This is a genomic window from Kitasatospora sp. NPDC114501 (assembly GCF_055633695.1).
In genome coordinates this window covers 108909-127266 of the sequence record NZ_JBVKDS010000002.1, presented here as the reverse complement: position 1 = coordinate 127266, position 18358 = coordinate 108909, and the positions used below count along the sequence as shown (strand labels likewise).

At 74.8% G+C, this 18358-nt stretch carries 14 protein-coding genes; 3 read left to right on the top strand and 11 right to left on the bottom strand.

The genetic code is table 11. The annotated features are described in order from the left end of the window. Positions 1-219: 219 nt before the first annotated feature. On the bottom strand, positions 220-936 hold the full coding sequence (locus ACZ7RU_RS04125; RefSeq protein WP_470339405.1) for an A24 family peptidase: 717 nt from the start codon (positions 934-936) through the stop codon (positions 220-222). Between the two features lie 249 nt (positions 937-1185). On the opposite strand from ACZ7RU_RS04125, the gene ACZ7RU_RS04120 reads away from it, so the two are divergent. After that, positions 1186-2400, top strand: a complete 1215-nt coding sequence (locus ACZ7RU_RS04120) for a pyridoxal phosphate-dependent aminotransferase (RefSeq protein WP_470339404.1) — start codon at positions 1186-1188, stop codon at positions 2398-2400. Positions 2401-2573: 173 nt separating this feature from the next. On the opposite strand, the gene ACZ7RU_RS04115 is transcribed toward ACZ7RU_RS04120, so the two are convergent. Further along, positions 2574-4403 (bottom strand): phosphoenolpyruvate carboxykinase (GTP), encoded by a 1830-nt coding sequence (locus ACZ7RU_RS04115; RefSeq protein WP_470339403.1) that lies wholly within the window; start codon positions 4401-4403, stop codon positions 2574-2576. Positions 4404-4687: 284 nt separating this feature from the next. Here ACZ7RU_RS04115 and trhA point away from each other — a divergent pair, with 284 nt between their 5' ends. Then, on the top strand, positions 4688-5362 hold the full coding sequence (trhA, locus tag ACZ7RU_RS04110; protein WP_470339402.1) for a PAQR family membrane homeostasis protein TrhA: 675 nt from the start codon (positions 4688-4690) through the stop codon (positions 5360-5362). Here the strand turns inward: trhA and ACZ7RU_RS04105 are convergent. The 3 genes from ACZ7RU_RS04105 to ACZ7RU_RS04095 form a co-directional block, all read right to left on the bottom strand. Beyond that, positions 5333-6007, bottom strand: a complete 675-nt coding sequence (locus ACZ7RU_RS04105; protein WP_470339401.1) for a hypothetical protein — start codon at positions 6005-6007, stop codon at positions 5333-5335. The two genes, trhA and ACZ7RU_RS04105, sit on opposite strands and share 30 nt — an antisense overlap. 393 nt (positions 6008-6400) lie before the next feature. Next, positions 6401-7315 carry a hypothetical protein gene (locus ACZ7RU_RS04100; RefSeq protein WP_470339400.1) on the bottom strand — a complete coding sequence of 305 codons (915 nt, stop codon included), beginning with the start codon at positions 7313-7315 and terminating at the stop codon, positions 6401-6403. 8 nt (positions 7316-7323) lie between these two features. Continuing rightward, the gene (locus tag ACZ7RU_RS04095; protein WP_470339399.1) at positions 7324-8007 is read right to left on the bottom strand and encodes a papain-like cysteine protease family protein; all 684 of its coding nucleotides are present in this window, start codon (positions 8005-8007) and stop codon (positions 7324-7326) included. Between the two features lie 280 nt (positions 8008-8287). Here ACZ7RU_RS04095 and ACZ7RU_RS04090 point away from each other — a divergent pair, with 280 nt between their 5' ends. Further along, positions 8288-9220, top strand: a complete 933-nt coding sequence (locus ACZ7RU_RS04090; RefSeq protein ID WP_470339749.1) for a hypothetical protein — start codon at positions 8288-8290, stop codon at positions 9218-9220. Between the two features lie 48 nt (positions 9221-9268). Here the strand turns inward: ACZ7RU_RS04090 and ACZ7RU_RS04085 are convergent, their stop codons facing one another. The 6 genes from ACZ7RU_RS04085 to ACZ7RU_RS04060 all read right to left on the bottom strand — a co-directional run bounded on the left by ACZ7RU_RS04085 (position 9269) and on the right by ACZ7RU_RS04060 (position 18012). Then, positions 9269-9592: a GNAT family N-acetyltransferase gene (locus ACZ7RU_RS04085; RefSeq protein ID WP_470339398.1), complete on the bottom strand. Its 324-nt coding sequence runs from the start codon at positions 9590-9592 to the stop codon at positions 9269-9271. A 167-nt stretch (positions 9593-9759) separates the two neighbouring features. Further along, positions 9760-11808 (bottom strand): thioredoxin domain-containing protein, encoded by a 2049-nt coding sequence (locus ACZ7RU_RS04080; RefSeq protein WP_470339397.1) that lies wholly within the window; start codon positions 11806-11808, stop codon positions 9760-9762. Between the two features lie 40 nt (positions 11809-11848). Next, positions 11849-12661 (bottom strand): ABC transporter ATP-binding protein, encoded by an 813-nt coding sequence (locus tag ACZ7RU_RS04075; RefSeq protein WP_470339396.1) that lies wholly within the window; start codon positions 12659-12661, stop codon positions 11849-11851. A gap of 35 nt (positions 12662-12696) precedes the next feature. After that, a complete protein-coding gene (locus ACZ7RU_RS04070; RefSeq protein WP_470339395.1) occupies positions 12697-14772 on the bottom strand; it encodes a prolyl oligopeptidase family serine peptidase in 2076 nt (691 codons plus the stop codon). Further along, positions 14765-16069, bottom strand: coding sequence for an MFS transporter (locus tag ACZ7RU_RS04065; protein ID WP_470339394.1), 1305 nt, complete (start codon positions 16067-16069; stop codon positions 14765-14767). Before ACZ7RU_RS04065 ends, ACZ7RU_RS04070 begins: the two co-directional genes overlap by 8 nt. After that, the gene (locus ACZ7RU_RS04060) at positions 16066-18012 is read right to left on the bottom strand and encodes an FtsX-like permease family protein (RefSeq protein WP_470339393.1); all 1947 of its coding nucleotides are present in this window, start codon (positions 18010-18012) and stop codon (positions 16066-16068) included. The genes ACZ7RU_RS04065 and ACZ7RU_RS04060 overlap by 4 nt, the downstream gene beginning before the upstream one ends. Positions 18013-18358 lie beyond the last annotated feature (346 nt).

Genomic DNA, 18358 nt, shown 5'->3' with positions numbered 1-18358 from the left:
GGCCGGCCGAGGCCGGAGCCGCCAGAAGCCCAACTCCCCCCGGCGCGCCGCTCCTTGAGGGTGGGGCCTGCGCGTCGGCGGCGGGGCCCGTCGCACCGACCGGTGCGGCGGGCCCTTCCGCCGTCCCCCTTCGGTCGCTCTCACCTCCATACAGTGCTGTCGCTCTGTACAGTGCTGTCGCCCCAACAGGGGCCGAGCCTCACGACCGCGCGGGTGCGCTCACCGCGCCAGGACCGCGGTGAGCGCGCCGAGCAGCAGGAACGGGCCGACCGGGAGGTCGAGCCCGCGTACCGGGCGGCGGCGGGCCAGCGCGACGGCGGCCCGCAGGGTGCCCCACAGCCCGGCGAGCACCATCGCCGCGAACAGCCCGCCGAGCGCCACCGACCAGCCGTACCAGCCGAGCAGGCCGCCCAGGGCGAGCCCGAGCGGGGAGTCCCCGGGGCCCAACGCGCCCAGCCAGACGGCGAGTTCGAGCAAGCCCCCGACCGTGAGCGCGACCAGCAGGCAGCGCAGCGGCACCCCGGGCCCGGCGGCCGGCGCCGCCGCCAGCAGCAGCGCGGCCACCCCGCCGAGCAGCGGCAGGGTCAGCCGGTACGGCAGCCGGCGCACCCGCGCGTCGACGAAGCCGAGCGCCACGCCGAGCGCCGCCGCCCAGCCCAGCGCCAGGGTCACCGCCACCGGCCGGTCCGCCGCGTACGCCACCGCGACGGCGACCGCCGCCGCGACCGCCTCCACCGAGAAGGGGCCGGCTCCCAGCCGCTCCCGGCAGCCCGGGCAGCGCCCGGTCGGCGGCAGCAGGCGCACCCGGCGCCCGCAGGACGGGCAGCCGCCGCACCAGGGCTCACCCTCCGGCACCGCGAACCGGGCGACCAGCCCGCGCAGCGGCGGAGCCGCCAGGAGACCGACCAGCACCGCCGCGACCACGACCGGGACCACCGGCGCACCCCCTCCTCGACCGACGCACCGGCCACATCCTCCCGCGCCGGGCAGTGTGCCGTCCGTCTCGTTCTGCCCGACAGCGCGGCGGCGCCCCTCGCATACAGGAGCATTCCGGACATCCGACCGCCGGTTCGGAAGGCGGCCCGCCACCCCCGCCTGGCGATCCAAGGGGGTCGTTCGGCCCCTCCGAAGCGCCCCCGCGGAGACCCGCCGCACGCCCCCTCGGTACCCCTAAAGTAGGCGGACATGCAGGTCATCCAGTCCAGCAAGCTCGCCAATGTCTGCTACGACATCCGTGGCCCGGTGCTCGACGAGGCGATGCGGCTGGAGGAACAGGGCCATCGCATCCTCAAGCTCAACACCGGCAACCCGGCCGCCTTCGGTTTCGAGGCGCCCCCGGAGATCCTCCAGGACATCCTGCGCAACCTCGCCACCGCGCACGGCTACGGCGACTCCAAGGGTCTGCTCTCCGCCCGCCGCGCGGTGGTCATGCACTACGAGGACCGCGGGCTGCACGGCCTCTCCGTCGACGACGTCTTCCTCGGCAACGGCGTCTCCGAACTGATCCAGCTGGCGATGACCGCGCTGCTGGACGACGGCGACGAGGTGCTCGTCCCGGCGCCGGACTACCCGCTGTGGACCGCCTCGGTCTCGCTGTCCGGCGGCACCGCGGTGCACTACCGGTGCGACGAGCAGTCCGAGTGGTACCCGGACCTCGCCGACATCGAGGCCAAGGTCACCGACCGGACCAGGGCCATCGTGGTGATCAACCCGAACAACCCGACCGGCGCGGTCTACCCGCGCGAGGTGCTGGAGGGCATCGCGGAGATCGCCCGCCGGCACGATCTGGTGGTCTACGCGGACGAGATCTACGACAAGATCCTCTACGACGACACCGAGCACGTCCCGCTGGCCACCCTGGCCCCGGACCTCTTCTGCGTCACCTTCAACGGACTGTCCAAGGCCTACCGGGTCGCGGGCTTCCGCTCCGGCTGGATGGTGCTGTCCGGCGACCGGACCCGGGCCCGCAGCTACATCGAGGGCCTGACCGTGCTCGCCTCGATGAGGCTGTGCGCCAACATGCCCGCGCAGCACGCGGTGGCCGCCGCGCTCGGCGGGCGGCAGTCGATCCGCGACCTGGTCCTGCCCGGCGGCCGGCTGCACGCCTCGCGCGACGCCGCGTACGAGCTGCTGAACCGGATCCCGGGGGTCAGCTGCGTCAAGCCCAAGGGCGCGCTGTACGCCTTCCCCCGGCTGGACCCCAAGGTCCACAAGATCAAGGACGACGCCCGGATGGTGCTCGACCTGCTGCGCTCCCAGCGCATCCTGCTGGTCCAGGGCACCGGCTTCAACTGGCCCGAGCCGGACCACTTCCGGCTGGTCACGCTGCCCCGGGCGGAGGAGATCACCGACGCGGTGACCCGGATCGGCGACTTCCTCGACGGCTACGTCCAGCCGTAGCGGTCGGGCGGGAGAGGAACCGTCGCCGGGGAGAACACTACGGCCGGAGCTCCGGCCCGGGCGATCTCCTTGGTCGGGGGAAAATCGCCCGGCGGAACTCCGGCCGTCCTGCCGCTCGGCGGGGCGCGCGGTTCGTGCCGCGCGCCCGCCTCTGTCGCGGCTGAGCCTCAGGCTCAGCCGAGACGCGCGACGAGGTTCCGGTACTCGTCCCACAGCTCCTTCGGGGTGTGGTCGCCGAAGGTCTCCAGGTGGGCCGGCACGAGGGCGGCCTCCTGGCGCCAGAGGTCGGCGTCCACGGTGAAGAGCAGGTCGAGGTCCTCCTTGGACAGGTCCAGGCCGCCGAGGTCGAAGCCGTCGACGGTCGGCAGCACGCCGATCGGGGTCTCGACGCCCTCGCCGGTGCCCTCGAGGCGCTCGACGATCCACTTGAGCACGCGGCTGTTCTCGCCGTAGCCGGGCCAGACGAACTTGCCCTCGGCGTTCTTGCGGAACCAGTTGACGTAGTAGATCTTCGGCAGCTTGGCGGCGTCCGCCTGGGCGCCGACCTTCAGCCAGTGGGCGAAGTAGTCGCCCATGTTGTAGCCGCAGAACGGCAGCATCGCGAACGGGTCGCGGCGCAGCTCGCCGACGGTGCCCTCGGCGGCGGCGGTCTTCTCGGAGGCGATGTTGGCACCCAGGAAGACGCCGTGCTGCCAGTCGAAGGACTCGGTGACCAGCGGGACGGCGGTGGCGCGGCGGCCGCCGAACAGGATCGCCGAGATCGGCACGCCCGCCTGGTCCTCCCACTCCGGGGCGATGGTCGGGCACTGCGCGGCCGGGACGGCGAAGCGGGCGTTCGGGTGGGCGGCCGGGGTGCCGGACTCGGGGGTCCAGTCGTTGCCGCGCCAGTCGATCAGGTGCGCCGGGGGCTCCTCGGTGAGGCCCTCCCACCACACGTCGCCGTCGTCGGTGAGGGCGACGTTGGTGAAGACGGTGTTGCCCCAGAGGGTGTCGATGGCGTTGGCGTTGGTGTCCACGCCGGTGCCGGGAGCGACGCCGAAGAAGCCGGCCTCGGGGTTGATGGCGTAGAGGCGGCCGTCCTCCTTGTTGAAACGCATCCAGGCGATGTCGTCGCCGATCGTCTCGACCTTCCAGCCCGGCACCGTCGGCTGGAGCATGGCCAGGTTGGTCTTGCCGCAGGCCGAGGGGAAGGCGGCCGCGACGTACTTGGCCTCGCCGTTCGGCGGGGTGAGCTTCAGGATGAGCATGTGCTCGGCCAGCCAGCCCTCGTCGCGGGCCATGGTCGAGGCGATGCGCAGCGCGTAGCACTTCTTGCCGAGCAGGGCGTTGCCGCCGTAGCCCGAGCCGAACGACCAGATCTCCTTGGTCTCCGGGAAGTGCGAGATGTACTTGGTGGTGTTGCACGGCCACGCCACGTCCGCCTGGCCCTCGGCGAGCGGGGCGCCGACGGTGTGCACGGCCTTGACGAAGTCGCCGTCCTCGCCGAGCTGGTCCAGCACGGCCTGGCCCATGCGGGTCATCACGCGCATCGAGACGGCGACGTAGGCGGAGTCGGTGATCTCGACGCCGTACGCGGCCAGCGGGGAGCCGACCGGGCCCATCGAGAAGGGCACGACGTACATCGTGCGGCCCTTCATCGCGCCGCGAAAGAGGCCCTGTTCGCCCTGGAAGATCTCCCGCATCTCGGCGGGGGCCTTCCAGTTGTTGGTCGGTCCGGCGTCCTTCTCCTGCTCGGAGCAGATGTAGGTGCGGTCCTCCACGCGCGCCACGTCCGACGGGTCGGAGGCGGCGTAGTAGGAGTTGGGGCGCTTCTCCTCGTTGAGCTTCCTGAAGGTGCCCTGCGCCACCAGCAGGTCCGCGAGGCGCTGGTACTCCTCGTCGGAACCGTCGCACCACTCGATGCGGTCCGGCTGGGTGAGCTCGGCGATCTCGCTCACCCAAGCGAGCAGCTGCTTGTGGCGGGTGGGCGCGGATGCGCTGAGAGCAGAGATCTCGTACGACACGATCGCTCCGTTTCACGCCATCTCGGCGAGGAGACGGCGTCGCGGGGGTCTGAGGGTGCTTGCAGCGTAGCTCCGGACTCAAGGCCGGAACGCGGCGAAGCGTCGAAATTGACGCATCTTTTACTACAGCAAGTATGATTACCAGCCGGTAATAGGCCAACCACACCCGCGACGGAGTGTGCGGCGCCACACTCCAAATACTCCAAAACGTCTAAGAGTGATGATCACCACTTCCTACGCGCGAGTAACCTACGGATCCGTAGGTAGCCGGTAGCATGCTGCGCATGACTGCTGCTGCGCTCGCGGAGAGCGCACCCACGGAGAGCAAGCCGAAGTGGCGCGGCTGGCTGCACGCCGGAATGTTCCCCGCCACGGTGGCCGCCGGGATCGTGCTGATATCCCTGGCCGACTCCACGCCCGCCAGGATCGCCTGCGCGATCTACTCGGTCAGCGCCTGGCTGCTGTTCGGGGTCAGCGCGGTGTACCACCGCTTCAACTGGGGCCCGCGCGGGGACGCCGTGCTGCGCCGGCTGGACCACGCGAACATCTTCCTGATCATCGCGGGCACCTACACGCCGTTCACGATGCTGCTGCTCAAGGGCGCCGACCAGCAGGTGCTGCTCTGGGCGGTCTGGGGCGGCGCACTGGCCGGGATCGCGTTCCGGGTGTTCTGGGTCGGCGCGCCGCGCTGGCTGTACACGCCGGTGTACCTCGCGCTGGGCTGGGCCGCCGCCTTCTTCCTGCCCGACTTCCTGCGCACCGGCGGGGTCGCCGTCCTGGTGCTGATGATCGTCGGCGGGGTGCTCTACAGCATCGGCGGTGTGGTGTACGGGCTCAAGCGGCCCAACCCCTCACCGCGCTGGTTCGGGTTCCACGAGGTGTTCCATGCCTTCACCCTGGGCGCGTTCATCGTCCAGTACGTCGGCGTCTCACTGGTGGCGTACAGCACGGCCGGCTGATCCCGGCGCACCCCGACGGGCGGTCGAACGGTCCACGGACCGGGCGGCCGCCCGTTCCGCCGTCCAGGGCCGCTCGTACGGGGCCCGGACCTGCGGGCGGCGCGGGTAGCCCGCGTGGTCGGCGCCGCCGGGTTCCGTCTGCGGGCCGGGGTCCAGCTGTGGGCCGGGGTCCGACTGCGGGTCCGGGTCGTGCAGCGGCCCGTGGGCGTCGTGGTGCGCGCCGTACGCGTGGTGCTGTTCCCCGTGCGACTGCCGGTAGGGCTCGCCGGACTGCCGGCGGGGCTCGGGCGGCGACCCGGCCTGTGCCGGGAGCACCACGGAGCCGGGCCGCCCGGACGCACCGGCCGAGCGGGCCCGTGCCTGCCGGGCGTCCAGCGCCTCGCGGGCCCGGCGGCAGCGCTCGCAGTGCGCCGCGTCCGGGATGCCGCGGCGCGGACGGTGCCGGACCGGGGCCGGCTCACCGCGCAGCGCGCGCCACCGGCGGGCGACGTAGACCATGAGCAGCAGGGTCTCGACCCCGGCCACCGCCAGCACCAGCACGGCGCCGTTGATCAGATAGGCCGCGACCACGGCCAGCGCAGAGCCCACCACCACCGCCGAACCCCACACCTGGGCGCTCGTCTGCTTGTCGTCCGCGTCGGCCACTCCGGTCCCCTTTCCCGGTGCCGGGCTCGTGGTCGGCGGCCGCCGCCCCACCTCTTCTCCGCTCTCGGCACGCGTCGGCCAGCACTGACCGATTGCCACATCCTATCGACCGACAGTGATGGCCGACTGCCCCGGGGCGGCGAACGACAGATCAACGTTGCGTCAATTCCTTGTGCGGAAGCAGCACTTCCAGGACACATCACGGAGGGTAGCCGAACGGGCGGTGGGCGACCGGATCCGGCGCCCACCGCCCGTCCTGCTGCGACGTCCCTTCCGGTGCGGCGTCCCCGCTGTCCGGTGCGCCGTCCCCTCTTATCGCGTGTTCGCTCTGCTGCGTGTCCGACGGGGTGCGGAGCACGGGGCCCGGCCCGACCGGCCGGGCCCCGCCCGCCGTCAACTGCGGCGGACGCCCGTCCTCCGCCGCAGCACGGCGCCCGCGCCCACCAGCGCGGTGGCGCCCAGGGCGGCCGCCGCCGTCACGGCCGGCAGCGCCGAACCGCCGGCCGCGGACCGCGGTGCGGCCGCGAGCTCGGGCGCGGCCCCGGCGAGCGGCGCGGCGTCCACCTGGTAGCCGCCGCCCCGGCCCGCCCGGTCGTACGCCGAACCGGGCAGCTTGTCCCCGTACCGCTGGTGCACCAGCTGCTGGTACGCGGCCAGCGTGACCCCGCCCGCGCCCACCGAGCGCCGCGCCTCGTCGTCCAGCGGCAGCACCCGGCCGTCGCGCAGCACGTACCAGGCGTTGACCTGCGGTTCGCGGAAGGCGGTGCCGCCGCCGCTGCCCGCGGCCTTCGCCGCGTAGTCGCCCTCGTCACCGCCCGAGGCGATGTTGACCACCTTCCAGGCCCCGTCCTGCCGGACGGTCCAGACCGAGGCGGTCTGCCCGTCCGCCGCGACCACCGTGCTGGCGGTGAACTCGGCCTTCGCCACCGGCGCGCCCGGGGTGCCGGCCACGAAGCCGGGGTCCAGGAGGTAGACCGGGACGGTGTCGCCGGCCAGCCGCGGCGCGGCCGCATCCGTCGCCCGGGCCTCCTCGGCGGCGCCGATGGTCAGCTGCCGGGTCGGCGGGACGCCCTTGCGGGCGAAGAAGTGGCCGACCTTGTCGAGGACGGCCGGGTCCTGGACGGCGCTGCGGGCCTGCGCCAGTTCGGCGGCGGGCACCGGGGCGGGGGCGGCGGGCACGGCCGGGGCGGCCGGCTCGGCTGCGTGCCCGGCCGGCGCGAGCGACAGCGCGAGGCCGACGGTGAACAGGGTGGCGGCGGCGGCGGTGACGGCGGTCGCGGCCCGACGGCGGCTCTTGATCTCGGTCATGGTCGCCCTCACGCGCCGATCCCGTACAGGGAGTGGGTCCACGAGAACGTGTTGTTGTTCACGTAGTACCGGTAGTCCGCCCAGTTGTAGCGGTAGTTGGAGGGCCACGGGTCGCCCCAGTACACCCAGTTGTTCCCGGTGTCGTAGCCGTACAGGACGTGCATGTGGCCGCCGCCGGAGCTCCACTGGATGCGCGTCTCGATCGGACGGTCGGCGTTCACCTCGGCCTGCACGGTGCTGTAGTTCAGGTACCCGTTGACGTACGAGCCCGGGTTGATGCCGACCCAGTCCAGCCCGTTCTGCACATCGCCCAGCGTGGCCTGGCTGTTGGGGCAGCTGGAGTCGGCGGAGCGGCCGAACGCGGCGTTGCAGAACTGGTTCTGGCTGTAGTTGTAGCCGAACCAGGTGGCGATGGTGTTCCCGCTCGCCGCCCAGCACCAGTTGGTCTGCTGTTGCTGCTGCATGGTGATGTTGAGCTTCTTGTACGTGCCGGCCAGGTCGGCCGTGCTGCCGGGCGCGGCGGCCTGGCGCACCTGGTGGACCTGCTGTGCGGCCCGGACCTGGGCCTGGGCCTGCTGCCCGGCCGGGGCGGCGATCGCGGGTGCGGCCATCGCGGCGGTGAGCGCCGGGCCCAGCACGCCGAGGGCGAGTACGGAGACCGCGCGGCGCAGCCGTATCCGTGGAACTGGCATGGGGGAATGCCTCCTTGCACGAGTGGAGCGAGGTGCTGTGTGGGGGCGCGGTCCGGATCGCGCCCCGAGCATCGCGCCTTGTCAGAGGCAGGTCAACGGCCTTCGGCGGGCCCGGACCCGGGTGTGAACGGGCGGGCGCGGATGTGAACGGCGTCCCGGAAACCCCCGCACAGCAGGCCCGGACCGGTGACAAACCACCGCACCGGTGTGAATATTCACGGTCAAACGCCGGTCCGTCCGACCGCCCGCGTGCCGGACCCGCCCGCCCCAGGAGGCCGCCATCCACAAGAGCGACCCAGCCGACCTCGCCGCCGCCCTGCGCACCGGCCCCTTCCACCTGGCCCTGCGCACCGCGATCTCCACCCGGGGCCTCGCCCTGCACCGCATCCGCCGCCATCTCGCGCTGCGCGGCGTCAACGTCGGCCTGACCAGCCTCAGTTACTGGCAGCAGGGCCGCCGCCGCCCCGAACGCGCCGAGTCCCTGCGCGCCGTCGCCGCCCTCGAAGACGTCCTCGACCTGCCCGAGCACTCCCTCACCCGGCTGCTCGGCCCCCGCCGCGCCGCCGACCCCGCCCCGGCCGGACCACCCGTACGCCCCTACCGCGACCTGATCTCCCCGGCCGTGGCCGTCGACGACCTGCTCGCCACCCTGGCCGGTCCGCGCGACACCGGGCTGCACACCATCACCCACATCGAACGCATCCGGATCGACCCCGACCGCCAACTCACCCGCCGCGACTCCCAGCACGCCCTGCGCGCCCACCGCGACGGCATCGACCGCTACCTCGCCCTCTACCAGGGCGACCCGGGCAGTGACATCACCCGCGTCGGCGTCCGCGCCGAGGAGAACTGCCGCCCCGGCCGCATCCGCCGCGACCAGGCCCACCACCTGCTCGCCGCCGAACTCCTCCTCGACCGCCGACTACGCGCCGGCGACACCCACCTGCTCGGCTACGGCTTCGACGACGCCCCCTCCCCCGGTCCCAGCTGCGAATACGTCCGCGGCTTCAACTCCGGCGCCGGCCAGTACGTCCTCCAGGTCACCTTCGACCCCGCCGCCCTCCCCGTCCGCTGCCACCGCTTCGCCCTCCACTCCCCCGGCGCCGTGCCGTACGAGACCGAGGAGCTCACCCTCGACGGCCACCACTGCGTCCACCTGGTGGCCACCGCCCTGCGCCCGTGCCTCCTGGGGATCCGCTGGGACTGGGAATGACGGCCGGCCGGCGCGCGCCCGGGCGGGGTCGTCCGGCCCGGCTCCCGGCTACGGCCGGCGGAGGTCCACGATGCGGAAGTCCACGATCAGCGAGTCCTCCACCGGCCGGTAGCCGATCTGCCGGTCGATGGAGTTGCCGGTCGGGTTGGCGAGGTCGGTGGAGAGCAGGACCTCGGTGGCACCGCGGGCGAGCAGGTGGGCCGAGGTGGCGGCGGTGACGGCGGTGCCGTAGCCGTGGCCGCGACTCTCGGCGGGGGTGTGGACCGGGCCGATGCGGGACATGCCGGCCAGGATCGGGCTGCTGCCGGCCAGGGCGACCGGACGGCCGCCCTCCCACAGGTGCAGGCCGCCGGCCGCGGTCCGCTCGTCCACCGCCCGTGGCACGCCGGGCGGGGCGGGCGGCCAGGAAGGCGCCCGCCTGCTCGCGGAAATCGTCGAGGGACGTGCTGAAGGTCCGGGTCATGGCCCATGGCGGCCCCGACCTGGACTCCTTCGCCAACGAGTATCCGAGGGGCGCCGGGGCGCCGCCGGAGCGCCCCCTACTCGACCTCGACCGCCACGCCCAGCTTCCCGGCCAGCGCCGCCGGATCGGTGGTCGGGGCGTCACAGGCGAAGTGCCGGCAGACGTACGCGGCGGGCGCCCCGCCGACCAGCGGCCGGTCCGCCAGCAGCGGCACCTCGGTCTCCCCGGGCGCGCCGACCGCGACCACCGCCCCCGGCGCCGTCCCGAGCAGCGCCGCCCGGTGCAGCGCCGCGGTGGCCGGGTCGCCGTCCGCGCCGACCACGGCGACCTCGCGCGGCCCGTCGAGCAGCGCCTCGGCGACGGCGAGGCCCCAGCCGATGAACCGCGGGGCCCGGCCGGCGAGCGCGCCGACCACGCCGAGGGCCCGCTCGGCGGCGGTGCGGTGCCGGTCGGAGCCGGTGTACGCGGCGTAGGTGAGCAGGGCTCCGGCGGCGGCCGTCCAGCCGGACGGGGTGGCGTTGTCGGTGGGGTCCTGGGGGCGGCGGATCAGTTCCTCGGCGTCGTCGGCGGTGTCGTAGAGCGCGCCGGAGGCCTCGTCGGTGAAGTGCTTGAGCACGGTGTCGAGCAGGCCGCCCGCCAGTTGGAGCCACGAGGCCTCACCGGTGACGGCGTACAGCGCGAGGAAGCCCTCGGCGGTGTCCGCGTAGTCCTCCAGCACGCCGGCGTTGGCACCGGCGCGGCCGTCGCGGGAGGTGCGCAGCAGCCGGCCGTCCGCGGTGAGGTGGACGGCGAGCAGCAGGTCGGCGGCGCGTTCGGCGGCCTCGACCAGGTCGGGGCGGTCCAGCAGCGCGCCGGCCTCGGCGAGCGCGGCGACGGCCAGGCCGTTCCAGGCGGCGACCACCTTGTCGTCCCGGGCCGGGGCGGGCCGGGACGCCCGGGCCTCGACCATCCGCGCCCGGATCGCCTCGTACTCGGCGACGTCCTCCGGGTCGGCGAGGAGCTGGAGCACCGAGGTGCCGTGCTCGAAGGTGCCCTCGGCGGTGACGGTGAACAGCCGGGCGGCGGTGGCCGCGTCGGCGGGGCCGAGCAGGTCGACCAGCTGGCCGGGCTCCCACACGTAGTAGGCGCCCTCGGCGGACTTCCCGGTCTCCTCGTCCAGGCTGTCGGCGTCCAGCGCGGAGGCGAACGCGCCCTCGGGCGTGCGCAGTTCGCGCAGCAGGAAGTCGGCCGTGGACAGCGCGACCCGGCGGGCCAGCTCGGAGCCGGTGGCCCGCCACAGGTGCAGGTAGGCGCGCAGCAGCAGGGCGTTGTCGTACAGCATCTTCTCGAAGTGCGGCACCACCCAGCCGGCGTCCACCGCGTACCGGGCGAAGCCGCCGCCGAGCTGGTCGTGGATGCCGCCGCGGGCCATCGCCTCGCCGGTGCGGACGGCCATCTCCAGCGCCGCCTCGGAGCCGGTCCGGGCGTGGTGGCGCAGCAGGAACTCCAGCACCATGGCCGGCGGGAACTTGGGCGCGCCGCCGAACCCGCCGCGGCTCTGGTCGAAGTCCCGGCTGAGGGTGACCAGCGCCTGGTGCAGGTCCGCCTCGCCGGGCGGGTTGTGGGCGCCGGCCGAGTAGACGGCGGCCCGCTCGGCCAGATCGGCCCGGATCCGTCCGGCGACCTGGCCGACCTCCTCCCGCCGGTCCCGCCAGGCGGCCTCCACGCCCTCCAGCACCTGCCGGAACGAGGGCATCCCGTGCCGGGGCTGCGGCGGGAAGTAGGTGCCGAAGTAGAACGGCTCCTTGTCGGGGGTGAGGAAGACCGTCATCGGCCACCCGCCCTGCCCGGTCGCGGCCTGCACCGCCTCCATGTACACGGCGTCGACGTCCGGCCGCTCCTCCCGGTCCACCTTCACCGGGACGAACCGCTCGTTGAGGTACTCGGCGAGCCCGGCGTCCTCGAAGCTCTCGTGCGCCATGACGTGGCACCAGTGGCAGGCGGCGTAGCCGACGGAGAGCAGCACCGGCACGCCGCGCCGCCGTGCCTCGTCGAAGGCCTCCGGCCCCCAGGGCCACCAGTCGACGGGGTTGTCGGCGTGCTGGAGCAGGTACGGCGAGGTCGCGTCCGCGAGACGGTTCGGCATGCCCCCATCCTCGCGCATCCGGCGGCCGGAGCGCGGCAGGTCAGGCCGGGCCGGACCAGTAGCTGATCCCCAGGTTGGCGTCGAAGGTGCGCATCCGCGCGAGCACCTGGTCGGGCGTCGGGCCGAGGAGTTCGTCGACGATGCGGCCGTCGGCGAGGAAGACGACGCGGTCGGCGTAGGAGGCGGCGACCGGGTCGTGGGTGACCATCACGACGGTCTGGCCGAGTTCCCGGACGCACCGGCGCAGCAGGCCGAGGATCTCGGCGGCGGAGCGGGAGTCCAGGTTGCCGGTCGGTTCGTCGGCGAAGACGACGCGGGGCCGGCCGACCAGCGCCCGGACGCAGGCGACGCGCTGCTGCTGGCCACCGGAGAGCTGGGCCGGGCGGTGGCCGAGCCGGGCGCCGAGGCCGGCCGCCTCGATCAGGGTGTGCAGCCACTGCCGGTCGAGGGAGCGGCCGGCCAGGGTGAGCGGCAGGGTGATGTTCTCCGACACCGTCAGGGTGGGGATCAGGTGGAAGGCCTGGAAGACGAAGCCCACGTGGTCGCGGCGGAGCCTGGTCAGCCGGCCGTCGCTCAGCCGGGTGAGGTCCACGTCGCCGATCCGGACGGCGCCCGAGGTGCAGGACTCCAGCCCGGCGAGGCACTGGAGCAGGGTGGACTTGCCCGAGCCGGACGGGCCCATGATCGCCGCGAACTCCCCTTCCCGGAAGGCCACCGAAACCCGCTCCAGCGCCACCACCTGGGCCTCGCCCGAACCGTGCACCTTGGTCAGGTCGACGGCCGCCGCGGCGGCCGGGCGGCCGTGGTTCGCGGCGCGGGGCGGGCCTCCGGGGAGGGGCGGGTGCTCGGTCATCGGTGGTGCTCTCCTCGGCTGGACACGGGCGACGGTCAGGACTGGGGTCGGGGCGGGGGGCCGGACGGGCCGGCGGGCGGCCGCATGCCGGTGCCCGCGCCCAGCAGGGCGAGCGAGCGGACCGCGAGCTCCCGTCCGGCCGCAGCCGGGCGCCCCTGGTGGCCGCCGCTGTCGTGGTGGTCGAGCAGGACCGGCGCGGCCCCGGTGCCGGCCTGTCCGAGCGCCGCGCAGAGCTTCCAGGCGTGCCAGGGCGGCACCCGCGCGTCGTTCGCCCCGGTGGCGAACAGCACCGCCGGGTACTCCGTCCCGGGCACCACCCGGTGGTACGGGGAGTAGTCGAGCAGCGCCCGCAGCGTCCCCGGGTCGGCCGGGTCGCCGTACTCCTCGGTCCAGAGCCGGCCGAGGCCGCCGACCTGGTAGCGGGCCAGGTCGGTGAGCGGGGCCGCGCACACCGCGGCGGACAGCAGCCCGGGCTCGCGGGTGAGCGCCGCGGCGACCACCAGCGCCCCGTTGCTGGCGGCCAGCGCCCCCAGCCCGCCGGCCGGGGCCTCGCCGCGTTCGACCAGCATCGCGGCGGCGGCCCGGAAGTCGTCCACGGTGGTGTTCTTGCCGGGGCCGCGGCCGGCGGCCGCCCAGGCGGGGCCGAGCTCGCCACCGCCGCGGGCGTGCACCCAGGCGATCCGGCCGCCGGCCCGCAGCCAGGCCTCCATGGCCGGATCCCAGCTCGGTTCCAGGGAGATTCCGAATCCCCCGTAGACGGTGAGCAGGGTGGGGGCGGGCCGGCCGTGCTCCCGCGGCCCGGGGTCGCAGACCGTCACCGGGACGGGGGTGCCGTCCCGGCCGACGGCGGTGAGGGTGCGCAGCGCGGCGCGGCGCTCGGGCGGTTCGACCGGGCCGGAGCCGTCCAGGCTCCTGGTCCAGGTGCCGTACCGGGGGTCGTCGGCGAGCAGCCAGACCGAGCCGCCGACCCGTCCGTGCCGGTCGTACGGAGTGGCGCCGAGGCGCAGCCGGGCGGGCCAGTGCAGCGCGGTGGCGGCGGGCGGCTCGCCGCTCGGTACTGCGTCCGGCACGTTGTCCGGCCGGTGCGCGTCGAGCCGGTGGACGTCGAGGCCGTGCGCGTCGAGCCGGTGGACGTCGAGCCGGTGGGTGGTCCCCAGTCGGCGGAGCAGCGCCAGGGCGGGCGTCCGGCCGGGGCCGAGCACCCGCAGGGCGGTGACCGGGGCCCCGGACGGTGCTCCGGCGGCGGGCGACGCCACGACGGCGGGCCGGCCGGCGGTGCCCCGGGCGAGCCCGTCCAGGTCCAGCGCGAGCAGTTCGTCGGCGGCGAGGAAGCAGGCGGTCTCGTTCAGGTCCAGCGCGGTGACCCGTCGGCCGTCGAGGTCCAGCGGCTGCCAGTCGGGCACCGTCCGGCCGGTCCACCGGGTGACCCACCAGCGCACCGGGCCGGACGGCTGCGGGCGGGTGCGCAGCAGCAGGTTCCCGCCGGGCCCGCCGTGGAGGGTGAGCCGGACCGGGCCGGACACCGGCAGGGCGAGCCGGCAGGCGGGCCCGTCGACCGGGTGACGGGCCACCAGGGTGTGCTCGGTGCGGGTGCCGGCGGTGTACACCAGCGCCTCGCCGGCAAAGGCGAGGGTCGCGTACGGGGCGGCGTCGGGCAGGTGGAGGGGCCGACCGCCGGGCCGGGTGGGCAGCAGGTGCAGGCCGCCGTTCTCGGCTCCGTCCCGGTGCAGTTGGACGGCGATGAACCTGCCGTGCGGCTCGGGCTGCCAGCCCGCGATCCGGTCGCCCCGGCCGATGACGCCCTCGGTCGGCGTCCGCCGGGTGCCGTCGGGGTGCCGGGCGGTCAGGAGGTCGCCGCCCGGGCCGCGTTCGTGGCGGAAGAGCAGCCCGCCCGCCTCGGCCGGCGGGGTGGGCGTCCGGTCGGGGGCCTCCCGTTCCACCTGGTCGAGCAGGGCGGCCCAGGCGGGCTCGTCGGAGCGCTGCGGGCGACCGTCGAGCCGGCGCCGCTGCTCGGCGAGCCAGGCGCGGGTGCGCGGGGTGTCCGCGTCCTCCAGCCAGCGGTACGGGTCCGACGGTGCGAGGTGCACCGTCCGGTGGTCGAGGTCAGCCACGGACGGCCTCCGCAGGGTTGTCGCTGTGTCGTTCCGGGCCGTCTGCGGCCCCGGTCGGGTCGGGCGGGCCGCCGCCGGGCCGGCCCGCGGTGACGGCCGCCCCGACGGCGGCCAGCAGCACCACGACCGCCGACGCGCCGGCCACCGTGCCGGTCAGCCCGAAGGCGTGGGCGCACAGGCCCGCCAGGGTCGGCCCGGCGGGCGCGACCAGTTGGGCGAGGAAGCCGATGCCGCTGTGCACCCGGCCCTGCAACCCCGGCGGGGTCACCTGCATCTGGGTGACCGCGACCAGCACGGTGACCACCGGTCCGGCGGCCGCGGCGAGGGCGAGCGGCAGGACCGCCACCCAGTGCCCCTGGGCCGCGGTGTAGCCGGGCAGGGCGAGCGCGACCACGGCGGTGCCGAGGGCGATGCCCCGGGAGGGTGGCAGCCGTCGGGCCAGGGCCGGCGCGAGCAGCGATCCGGCCAGCCCGCCGGTGCCCAGGGCCGCGGTCAGCACCCCGATGTCCACGGCGTCCCCACCCGAGGCGACCACCACGATCAGCAGGCCGTTGAACACCAGGTTGAGCACGGCCGCGTTGACCACCGCGTACCGCAGGAAGGGCACCCGCCAGATGAACCGGACGCCTTCGGCCAGCGCGGCCCGGACGCCGGGCCCGGCGTCGGACCCGGCGTCGGACCCGGCCGGGGCGTCCTCGGGGCGTTCCCGCATGCCCTTCGGCAGCAGTGCCACGCAGCAGACGGCCGCCAGGTAGCTGCCTGCGTCGACGGCGAACACCCAGGACGGGTGGACGGCCAGCAGCGCGCCGCCGGCCAGCGGGCCGGCCGTCGCGGCGATGGCCGCCCTGCTCTGCAACAGGCCGACCGCGCGGGGAAGTTGCTCGGGCCGTACGAAGGAGCGCACCACGACGTTCTCGACCGGAGCCAGGGTGCTGCCCACCGCGCCCAGCAGCAGGGCGGCGACCAGCACCGCTCCCAGCGGCGGCGCGCCGTCGGCGGCCGACAGGGCGAGCGCGGCCAGCACGAGGGCGCCGACCGCGTTGCAGAGCAGCAGCATGGTCCGCCGCTCGCAACGGTCGGCGAGGACCCCGGCCGGCAACCGGGCGATCAGGACCCCGACGGAGAGGGCCGTGCCGGCCAGCCCGGCCTGCCGGATGTCGCCGCCGGACCGCAGCGCGACCACCGGAAGGGCGATCACCGAAGCGGCCGTCCCCAGGGCCGAGGCGGATTCGCCGCCGTAGAGCAGCCAGAACGACCGCCCCAGCCTCCCCGCGGCCGCCCCGCGCACGCCGCTCACGCCGCTCCCGTCGCGAACTGGCGCCGGATGCCGCGCAGCGGACGGGCCGCCAGCGCCGCCGGAACGGCCGTGGCGACCACCACTCCGAGCAGGACGCCGGCCGTCCACGGCACGTCCACGTCCGGCAGCCCGTGGCCGACCGCCCGGGCCAGCGGCACCAGGCAGATCCCCGCCGTCACCACCGCCAGCACCGTGCCGACCAGCGCCGAGGCCAGCACCTCGTACACCACGCAGCGCAGCAGCTGCCCCCGGCCGAGGCCGAGGGCCCGCAGGTGGGCGCGCTGGGAGCGGCGGTCCCGCTGGGCGATGGCGCAGGTGTTGGCGACGGCGAGCAGCGCGTACCCGGCCACCACGGACACGATCAGCCGGGAGGCCATGTCGTCCTGCACGCTGCGCGGCTTCAGGTGGGCCAGGTAGTCGGCCCGCCCGGCGAGCCGCTCGCCGGGCCGGAGCTCCCAGCCGCCCGGATCGCCGCGGAGCAGCACCCGGTCCGCGTACGGGGCCGGGGTGTGGGCGAGGGCGAGGTCGGCCGGGAGGACGAACGAGGGGAAGGCAAGGTCCCGTTGGTAGACGGCGACGAGCCGCAGCTGCACCTCCTGCCCGTCGGCGAGCCTGAAGGTGACGTCCTGGCCGAGCTTCCAGTGGTGCGAGGCCGTCTCGGTGCCGCCGGCGGCGAAGGTGCCGGGCGCCAACGCGTCCAGCCCGCCCTGCTGTTCACCGAGGTCCAGGACGCTCCGCAGGGCCGCCCCGTCGGCACCCCAGGCCCGGGTGGGCCGGGGCTTGCTCGCGTAGAAGCTGGGCGGCGCCGTCACCTCAGTGGCGATCGGCGCGACGGCGGCCCCGCCGGGCAGGCCGGCGGGCCGGGCGGGCAGTCGGCTGCCCGGCTCGGCCGTCACCACGGCGTCGGCCCGCAGCGCCTGCTCGGTCTGCCGTTGCACGGCGGCGCCCATGGTCGCCCCGGAGCCGAGCAGGCAGACCACGGTGCCGACGGCCAGCAGGACGGGCACCGCGATCGCGGCCGTCCTGGCGGGCGCGGCCCGCAGTCCGGCGGCGGCGATCCGGCCGGCCTTCCGGTCCAGCAGCCGCAGCAGCACGCAGACCGGGCCGGTGAGCAGCGGTACGAACCAGGGCGCGAGCACCGCGAGCGTGGGGATGACGGACATGGCCAGGCCCAGCACCATCGCGGCCTGGAACACCGGCGGCATGTCCATCGCGATCATCAGGACCAGGAGCGGCCCGCAGAGCAGGACGGCCATGGCGATGCCCGCCACCAGCCGGCCGGCGTTGCGGCGGGGCGGGGCCAGGGCCAGCGACTGGTCCTTGAGCAGGTCGATCGGCTGGACCCGGCCGGCCGCCAGCACGCTGGCCAGCGCGGCCAGCACCGCGACCGCGCAGGTGCCCAGGCAGGCACCGGCCGCGATCGCCCAGGTCTGCCCGGAGGGGGGCAGGTCGATCGCAGCGGGGAAGAGCTCGCGCTCGATCAGCACCCGCCGTCCGAATCCGGCCGCGGGGAGCGCCCCGGCCAGCGCGGCGACGGCGGACGGGACGAACGCGACCATCGCGACGTCGGCGACGACCAGGGCGCGCAGCCGACCGGCCGTCACTCCGAGGGCGCGCAGCACGGCGAACTGCCCGAGCCGCTGGTTGGTCCAGAGCGCGACCGTCGATCCCGTGACCAGCACCGCCGACATCAGCAGCAGCGTCATCAGCAGGCCCAGCAGGTTCTGCGCGTCGGTGGCCGCCGCACGGGCCGCCGAGCCCTCCGGGGCGGACGGACCGCTGACCGCCGCGAGCAGCACCAGGCAGGCGCCGACCCCGGTGGAGGTGAGCGCGCAGGCGACCGCGACACCTATGACCCGCCCCGGGTACGCCCGTACCTCGGCGGCACACAGTCGTAGCCCGCCGAGCGGTCCACTCTGGCGGGTAGTCGGTTCCGGAGCCACGGCCACGGTTATCTCACCCCAAAACAGTAAATAGGATGCAGAGTTGGGGAAGGCCGCATGTGCCGCGGCCTTCCCCCTCTGTCACCCGGTACTGCCGGACCTCGAGGGTCAGCAGTTGAACAGGCTGTACGAGCTGAACGGGGCGTCGACGACGATCTCCTCGTCGAGCTCCTGCAGCGCCAGAATGTCGGCCATCACAATCACCTCCCCCCGCCGTCTCGTCCGAACACGGCACCGAAGCACCGGAATCAGCAGTTGAACAGGCTGTACGAGCTGAACGGGGCGTCGACGACGATCTCCTCGTCGAGCTCCTGCAGCGCCAGAATGTCGGCCATCACAATCACCT

Bases quoted from the DNA above. Each gene is read 5' to 3' on its own strand.
- ACZ7RU_RS04120 (WP_470339404.1), top strand. From the start codon at position 1,186: ATGCAGGTCATCCAGTCCAGCAAGCTCGCCAATGTCTGCTACGACATC.
- trhA (WP_470339402.1), top strand. From the start codon at position 4,688: ATGACTGCTGCTGCGCTCGCGGAGAGCGCACCCACGGAGAGCAAGCCG.
- ACZ7RU_RS04100 (WP_470339400.1), bottom strand. From the start codon at position 7,315: ATGACCGAGATCAAGAGCCGCCGTCGGGCCGCGACCGCCGTCACCGCC.
- ACZ7RU_RS04095 (WP_470339399.1), bottom strand. From the start codon at position 8,007: ATGCCAGTTCCACGGATACGGCTGCGCCGCGCGGTCTCCGTACTCGCC.
- ACZ7RU_RS04080 (WP_470339397.1), bottom strand. From the start codon at position 11,808: ATGCCGAACCGTCTCGCGGACGCGACCTCGCCGTACCTGCTCCAGCAC.
- ACZ7RU_RS04075 (WP_470339396.1), bottom strand. From the start codon at position 12,661: ATGACCGAGCACCCGCCCCTCCCCGGAGGCCCGCCCCGCGCCGCGAAC.